Genomic DNA, 7,103 nt, shown 5'->3' with positions numbered 1-7,103 from the left:
CCGCGGCGGGCAGCCCGCTCACCAGCGTCCCGGCCGCCTGCTCCGCCTGTGCCCCGGTCAACGGGAGGGCGGGCAGCCCGTTCGGGCCGTGCCCCGCGACCACGGCACCCAGGGCGGTGGACAGGTCGGCCGAGAAGCGTGCGAAGTCGGGCTCGGGCCGGTCCTGGACCGAGGCGACGAGATCGCCGAAGTAGATCTGCGCGAGGTCGTTGAGGTTGGCCAGCACCGGCCGCAGATCGACCTTGAGGTCGAGCGAGTCGCGCTCGCCGCCCAGATAGCCCACCACGGCGTCGATCTGCTGCTGGGTGAGATCACGGACCGTCTCCGGCGGCAGCACCAGCTTGAGGTTGGAGGTGACCTGCGCCTCCGGCACGGGCAGCCGGGCCAGCAGCCCCCGGGTGACCGCGGCCGTCCGCGGATCCACCAGCACCTGGCTGTAGAGCCGGTCGTAGGCCTTCTGCTCGTCCAGTGCCGACCGGTAGAAACCCGGTGAGATCACGGTGGAGCGGGCCGTGGCCGCGAGGGTGAGGACCGCCGTCGCGAGGACGGCGAGGACCATGGCCGCGACACGCGGCAGTCTGCGGGACGCGACGCCGACCGGGTCCATGATTCCCCATCGTCGTCCCGCCCCACCCGCCCCGCAAACGGACACGGGACGCCGGAAATGGCGTGGCCGTGGCGGGGGGTGGACGTGTTGGGTGGACCGTATGAACGAGACGGAACTCCTGGCGGACCGGTTCGAGGAACACCGCGGCCGGCTGCGCGCGGTGGCCTACCGCATGCTCGGTTCGCTGCCGGAGGCGGAGGACGCCGTCCAGGAGACCTGGCTGAAGCTGAGCCGCACCGACGCGGACGAGATCAGGAACCTCGGCGGCTGGCTCACCACCGTCGTCGGCCGGGTCTGCCTCGACCTGCTGCGCGCCCGCACCGCCCGCCGCGAGGACCCCATCGACGAGACATTCGTCCCGGACCCGCTGATCAGACCCCTGACGGACCTGGACCCCGAAGAGGAGGTACTCCAGGCCGACTCGGTGGGCCTCGCCCTGCTCGTCGTCCTGGAGACCCTGGAGCCCGCCGAACGGCTTGCCTTCGTCCTGCACGACCTGTTCGCGGTGCCCTTCGACGACATCGCCCCGATCGTGGACCGCACCTCCGCCGCGACCCGCCAACTGGCCAGCAGGGCCCGCCGCCGGGTCCAGAGCGCAAGCCCGTCGACCGACCCGGACCTCGGCCGGCAGCGCGAGATCGTCGAGGCCTTCCTCGCCGCCGCACGCGAGGGCGACTTCGACGCCCTCGTCGCACTCCTGCACCCGGACGTGGCGCTGCGCGCCGACTCCGGGGCCCTGGTGCGAGGCGTGGCGGCCTCCAAGGCGCTGCGCGGAGCACGCGCGATCGCCGAACAGGCCCTCATGTTCGCCCCGTTCGCGCGCCTCGCCCAACTCGCCCTGGTCAACGGCACGGTGGGCGTCGTCAACGCCCCCGAAGGACAGCTCGTCTCCGTCATGGGCGTCACGATCGCCGACGGCCGGATCACCGAGATGTACATCCTGTCCGACCCCGACCGGCTGGCCCACCTCGACGTGAACGGGTCAGTACGCTGAACGGCATGGAAGATCACATAGCGGACCGGACCGACCTGCGCGGTGACTGCGAGCGGTGTTTCGGACTGTGCTGCGTCGCGCTGCCCTTCGCCGCCACGACGGACTTCGCGATCGACAAGGCCGCGGGGACACCGTGCCCGAACCTCCGAGGTGATCACCGCTGCGGCATCCACGCGAAGCTCCGGCAGACGGGCTTCACCGGCTGCACGGTCTACGACTGCTTCGGCGCCGGACAGAAGGTCTCGCAGGTCACCTTCGGCGGGCGCGACTGGCGCACGGTCCCCCGGGCGGAGTCCCGTCGGATGTTCGACGTGTTCCCCGTCGTACGGCAGCTGCATGAACTGCTCTGGTATCTGACCGAGGCGCTCACCCTGTCGGCCGCCCGGCCGGTCCACCCGGACCTGCGCCGGGCCCTCGACCGCACCGAGGAACTCACGCGCGGCACGCCCGAAGAGCTCGGCGCGCTCGACGTGGGCGCCCACCGGCAGGAGGTCAACGTGCTGCTGCTGCGGACCAGTGAGCTGATGCGGGCCGGGGTGAAGGGGAAGAAGAAGGACCGTCGGGGCGCCGATCTCATGGGGGCCCGGCTCAAGGGCGCCGATCTCACCGGGGCCAATCTGCGCGGTGCCTACCTCATCGCCGCCGATCTCACCGGGGCCGATCTGCGCGGCGCGGATCTGATCGGCGCCGACCTGCGGGACGCCGATCTCACGGACGCCGACCTGACCGGCGCGTTCTTCCTCACCCAGCCCCAGGTCAACGCGGCCAGGGGCAGCGCGGGCACCAGGCTGCCGGGGTCAGTCGTCCGCCCGGCGCACTGGGCAGCGGGGCTCTGAGGTGCCGTCGTCCGGGACCGCGGCTGATGCGGTCACCGGCCCGGACGCCGTACGCCGGTCCAGGTGGAGCCGAAGCCCCTCCGGCATCAGCGTCAGGCGCTCGGCCACCCGCAACCGGTAGGCGGGGTCGGGGCGCAGCTCGTAGCGGCGCAGCAGCAGGCCCAGGACCAACATCGCCTCGTGCAGGGCGAATTGGCGGCCGATGCAGGCCCGCGCTCCCGTCCCGAACGGCTTGAAGGTGTGCGGGGCACGGGAGCGGACGGCCTTGGCGTCGAAGCGGTCCGGGTCGAACTCCTCGGCGTCCGCGCCCCACACCTCGGGGTCGCGGTGCAGCATCGGCGTCAGGATCAGCGCCCAGGCGCCCCGCCGCACCGGGTGGACCCCGGCGAGCTCGGTGTCGCGGGTGGCCTCGCGGGCGTAGGCGGGCGCCGTCGGCCACAGCCGCAGCGACTCGTCGAGCACCCGGCGTACGTAGCGCAGCTTGGCGATCTGCTCGTAGCCCGGCACCTCCGCGTCGCCCCAGACCTGGTCGATCTCGGCGCGGGCGCGGGCCGCGACGTCCGGGTGGCGGGCGAGGTAGTGCAGCGCGAAGGACAGCGAACCCGAGGTCGTCTCGTGGCCGGCGACCAGGAAGGTGATGACCTGGCGGCGGACGTTCTCGGCGGAGAGCCGCTCGCCGGTCTCCGGGTGGGCCGTCTCCAGCATCCGGTCGAGCAGGTCGCCGTCACCGCTCGCAGTACGGCGGGTGCGCACCATGTCGTCGACCGTGCGGTTGAGATAGGCGATGTCGGCCTCGTTGCGCCGGGTCGCGGTGCGCAGGAGGAGCGGGGCCAGCGGTCCCGGCACCGAGTTGAGGCGCTGCGCGTAACTGAGCGTGCCGACCATCGAGGTGACGAAGGGGTGCGGGCGGTCGCGTTCGAAGGAGCCGAAGTCATGGCCGAAGCCGGTGCGCGCGATCGTCTCCAGGGTCAGCTTGGTCATGTCGCCGGGTACGTCCACCGACCGTCCGGCGGCCAGTTCGCGGTCCCAGTGATCCGTCAGGCGTTCGGCCACGGCCAGCATCATCGGGTGGTAGCCCGCCATCGCCTCGCGGCTGAAACCGGGGGCCAGGACGTCGTGCGCCAGCTGCCAGTTGGGTTCGTGGTTGTACGCCGTGAACAGCCCGTCCCCGGCGACCGGCCGCAGATTGGCGATCCCGAGGCCGACGTGTTTCGCGAACCGTGACTCGTCCGCCATGTCGGCCACCAGGTCGGCGCCCCACACGAACACGAACTCCTTGCCGAAGGCCTTCCGGCGGAAGATCGGGCCCAGTTGGCGGGCGTAGCGGAGTGTGTCCTGGAGGGGAGTGCGCCGGTCGGCGCCGATGACGTCACCGAGCAGCGGGACCCGGCGCGGCGGATGCGGGATCCGGTCGAGCTGGGGCCAGCCCTGCTCGGCGCCCCGGAATCCCTTCGGCAGCGCGGTCGGCGTCACCGTCGTCGTCTCCGCCATGACGCGATCTCCCTTGATCCACTCGCGGGTTCAGCCTGTTGTACGTGGGTTCAATAGCGTGTGTCAGTGTGATCCCACTGTTGAACCGACGTCAAGTAAAGTGCGGGAATGGCCGCCAATCAGGGAGAGCGCACACGCCGCCGGCTCAGTACCGGTGAGCGTCGGGAGCAACTCCTCACGGTGGGCGCGCGGTTGTTCTCGGAGAGCCCCTACGACGAGGTGTGGATCGAGCAGGTCGCCGAGATCGCCGGGGTCTCCCGAGGGCTGCTCTACCACTACTTCCCGACCAAGCGGGACTTCTTCGCGGCCGTCGTCGAGCGTGAGAGCGAGCGGATGCTGCGGCTGACGGCGGCCGTACCGGGCGTACCGGCCCGGGAACAGCTCGCCGTCGCCCTCGACACCTATCTGGAGTACGTGCACACCCACGCGCACGGCTACCGCGCCTTCCACCGCGCCGACGCGGCCGGGGACCAGACCGTACGGCGGGTCTATCAGCGGGCGTTGGCGGCGCAGGAGCGGCAGATCCTGGCCGCGCTCGCCGCCGATCCCGAGTTCGGGCCGGCCGTGGAGGAGCGGCCCGACACGAAACTCGCGGTGCGCGGCTGGCTGGCCTTCACGACCGCCGTCTGTCTGGAGTGGCTGCGCGGACCGGAGTTGAGCCGCGAGCAGGTGCGCGATCTGTGCGCGCGGGCGCTGTTGGGCGTCATCGCACCCTGAACTCGTCCTGGACGACTTGGTGGAGAGATTGCGTGGCGTGGTTGGCGCGCGCCCCGATCTTCGGTAAGTTAGGCAAGGCTTACCTAAGGAGGTTCAGGGATGGGTGACAGCCAATCGTGGACGGCCGTGCCTGCCGCGGCCGAGCGGGCCCGCTCGGTGCTCGCCGCCGCATGGTCCTGCGCGGTGACCGCGGAGGGCGGTCGCGAGGAGTTCGTCGGCGCGCACAGCGTGGACGACGAGGGCCGGGTGCTTCTTCAAGTGCCCGAGGACAGCGCCCTGTTGGCCGCCGCGATCTGCGCGCCGCGCGGCGAGCCGTCCGCGGTCCTTGAGTTCGCGGACGTCGCGCCCGTCCCCGTGCGCAACCGCATCAGGGCCCGCGTGTGGCTCGCCGGCTGGTTCGTCCCCGAGGACGGCCAACTGGCGTTCAGTCCCACGCGCGTGGTGCTGCGTCCGGCGACCGGCGCGGTGGTCATCGACCTCGACGAGTTCGCCGCCGCCGAACCCGACCCGCTGGCCCTGGCCGAGGCCCAGCTGCTGACCCACCTCGCCGACTGCCACTCCGACGCGGTCGAGCGGCTGACCCGCCTCGTCGAGCCCGACAGCCTGCACGGCGCGGTCCGTGTCCAGCCCCTCGCCGTCGACCGGCACGGACTGACTCTGCGTATCGAGCGCGCCCGTGCCCACGGCGACGTGCGACTGCCGTTTCACGCGCCCGCCGACACGGTCGCCCACCTCACCGAACGTATGCATGTGCTGCTCACCCAGGCCAGTGCCGCGTCCTGCGCGCGTCCCCTACAGCGGCAGCGCACAGACGGCGACCGGTGAGGCGAACGGCGCGCCCGCGAGCCGCAGTTCACCACTCGGCCCGTCCACCAGGAACACGCTGACCGTGCTCGACCTCTGGTTCGCGGCGAACAGCAGTGTCCCGTCCGGCGAGAGGGCGATCTGCCGCGGGAAGTCACCGCTCACCGGCACGGTGTCGAGCAGCCGGAGCCGGGCGCCGTCCGCCTCGACGGCGTACCGCGCCAGGGTGTTGTCGCCCCGGTTGGCGAGATAGGCGTACGAGCCGTTCGGCGTCACCAGGATCTGTGCCGGGTAGTTGGTGGCACTGCCGGTGCTGCCGCTGGTCTGGGGGTCGCCGATCGTGAGGGCGCCGGTGGCCGGGTCGTAGCCGCAGACCGCGATGGTGTCGTCGACCTCGTTGGCCAGGTAGGCGTACCGGCCGCCGGGGTGGAACGTGAGGCTGCGCGGGCCCGCGCCCGCGCGTGTGTGCGCCTGGGAGACCTCGGTGAGCGTGCCCTTCGTGAGGTCCAGGCGGTAGGTGTAGACCGTGTCGGTGCCCAGGTCGACGGCGAGGACATGGCCGCCGTCGGGACTGGTCACGAACTGGTGCGCGTGCGGGCCGTCCTGGCCCGGGCCCGGCTGCGGACTGGAGTGCTTGACCAGAGCGGTGCGTTCGCCGAGCGCGCCCGAGGTGGCGATCGGGTGCACGGCCACGCTGCCGGACGTGTAGTTGGCGCTGAGCAGCCAGCGCCCGGTCGGGTGCACCGACAGATGGCAGGGGCCCGCGCCGCCGGTGCTCCGCGCGCCGAGGATCTTGCGGTCCGCCAGACGTACGGCGGTCACCGCGCCGGACGTCTGCTCGTCGACCGCGTACAGCGTGCGGCCGTCGGGGTGCAGGGCCAGGTACGACGGGTCGGCGACCCCGGTGAGCGTTCCGGCACCGGTGATCTCGCCGGTCGTCGGGTCGTAGGTGGCCAGGCCGATGCCCGTGCCGCCGCCGTCGACCGAGGTGTACGTGCCGAGGTAGAGGGGGCGGGGGCCGGAGGCCCTGCCGGTGCGGTGGGCGCCGGGGGCCGGTGCCTTGGCGGCCGTAGGGGCGGTTTCGGGGTCGGTCGGGGCCGAAGCCGGTGCGGGGACCGCGACCACGGCCGCGGTTCCGCCCAGGGCGCCGAGGAAACGGCGTCGACTCCAGCCATCCTGTGACGCGTCCGCACCACTGCTCATACCCACACCCTCAGGTCGTCGCTTGCCCCGGTCGGCACGGCAACCTTGGCGTGGATGGGCGGTTGAGCGCAAGACCGGCAACGCGCGTTGCGCAGGGTGCAATGGATGAGTGTTGCTTACCAGTCTCCGTCCTGCACCGGCTTGCCCGGCGCGTCCTTGAGGGGCTGCACCTGGCCGGGAGTCGGCTGCTGCCAGGGTTCGTGGTCGTCGCCCAGCCAGTCGCCCACCGGCTTCACGGCCCCCAGGGTGTCGGTGGGGGCGAGATCCTCGGCGTCCTGGTCGTAGTAGTCGAACCAGGGCAGCCCCGCCCGGGTGTACGCGGCCCGGTCCACCGGCGACGGCGGCGGCTCCTCGCCGGTGATGCGGCGCCACTCCGGAGGCGTCACCAGGTGCACGAAGACCCGCCCGGCGGGCTCCTTGGCCCAGGCCGTCAGCGCGCGGTCGTCCTCGT

6 protein-coding genes and 2 pseudogenes are annotated in these 7,103 nt (G+C 72.1%); 4 read left to right on the top strand and 4 right to left on the bottom strand.

Annotation, left to right across the window (positions count from 1 at the left end; all coding sequences use genetic code 11):
* Nucleotides 1-607, bottom strand: a pseudogene (locus R6V09_RS41620) (hypothetical protein); the annotation flags it as partial.
* 100 nt (nt 608-707) lie between these two features.
* Here R6V09_RS41620 and sigJ point away from each other — a divergent pair.
* The gene (gene sigJ, locus R6V09_RS41615; protein ID WP_317886684.1) at nt 708-1,601 is read left to right on the top strand and encodes an RNA polymerase sigma factor SigJ; all 894 of its coding nucleotides are present in this window, start codon (nt 708-710) and stop codon (nt 1,599-1,601) included.
* A gap of 5 nt (nt 1,602-1,606) precedes the next feature.
* The gene (locus R6V09_RS41610; RefSeq protein ID WP_317886683.1) at nt 1,607-2,437 is read left to right on the top strand and encodes a pentapeptide repeat-containing protein; all 831 of its coding nucleotides are present in this window, start codon (nt 1,607-1,609) and stop codon (nt 2,435-2,437) included.
* Here R6V09_RS41610 and R6V09_RS41605 read toward each other — a convergent pair.
* Nucleotides 2,399-3,928: a cytochrome P450 gene (locus R6V09_RS41605; RefSeq protein WP_317886682.1), complete on the bottom strand. Its 1,530-nt coding sequence runs from the start codon at nt 3,926-3,928 to the stop codon at nt 2,399-2,401. The two genes, R6V09_RS41610 and R6V09_RS41605, sit on opposite strands and share 39 nt — an antisense overlap.
* A gap of 108 nt (nt 3,929-4,036) precedes the next feature.
* Between R6V09_RS41605 and R6V09_RS41600 the strand changes: the two genes are divergently transcribed.
* Together R6V09_RS41600 and R6V09_RS41595 are read left to right on the top strand one after the other, a co-directional pair.
* Complete coding sequence (locus R6V09_RS41600) at nt 4,037-4,645, top strand: TetR/AcrR family transcriptional regulator (protein WP_317886681.1); 609 nt, start codon at nt 4,037-4,039, stop codon at nt 4,643-4,645.
* Between the two features lie 99 nt (nt 4,646-4,744).
* Nucleotides 4,745-5,470, top strand: a complete 726-nt coding sequence (locus R6V09_RS41595; RefSeq protein WP_317886680.1) for a DUF2470 domain-containing protein — start codon at nt 4,745-4,747, stop codon at nt 5,468-5,470.
* Here R6V09_RS41595 and R6V09_RS41590 read toward each other — a convergent pair.
* Nucleotides 5,438-6,652 carry a lactonase family protein gene (locus tag R6V09_RS41590; protein WP_317886679.1) on the bottom strand — a complete coding sequence of 405 codons (1,215 nt, stop codon included), beginning with the start codon at nt 6,650-6,652 and terminating at the stop codon, nt 5,438-5,440. The genes R6V09_RS41595 and R6V09_RS41590 overlap by 33 nt on opposite strands.
* A gap of 116 nt (nt 6,653-6,768) precedes the next feature.
* A pseudogene (locus R6V09_RS41585) lies at nt 6,769-7,103 on the bottom strand (hypothetical protein); the annotation flags it as partial.

This window comes from Streptomyces sp. W16 (genome assembly GCF_033194735.1).
GTDB lineage: Bacteria > Actinomycetota > Actinomycetes > Streptomycetales > Streptomycetaceae > Streptomyces.
The sequence above is the reverse complement of the archived record's forward strand: the minus strand, read 5'-3'. Positions and strand labels throughout refer to the sequence as shown.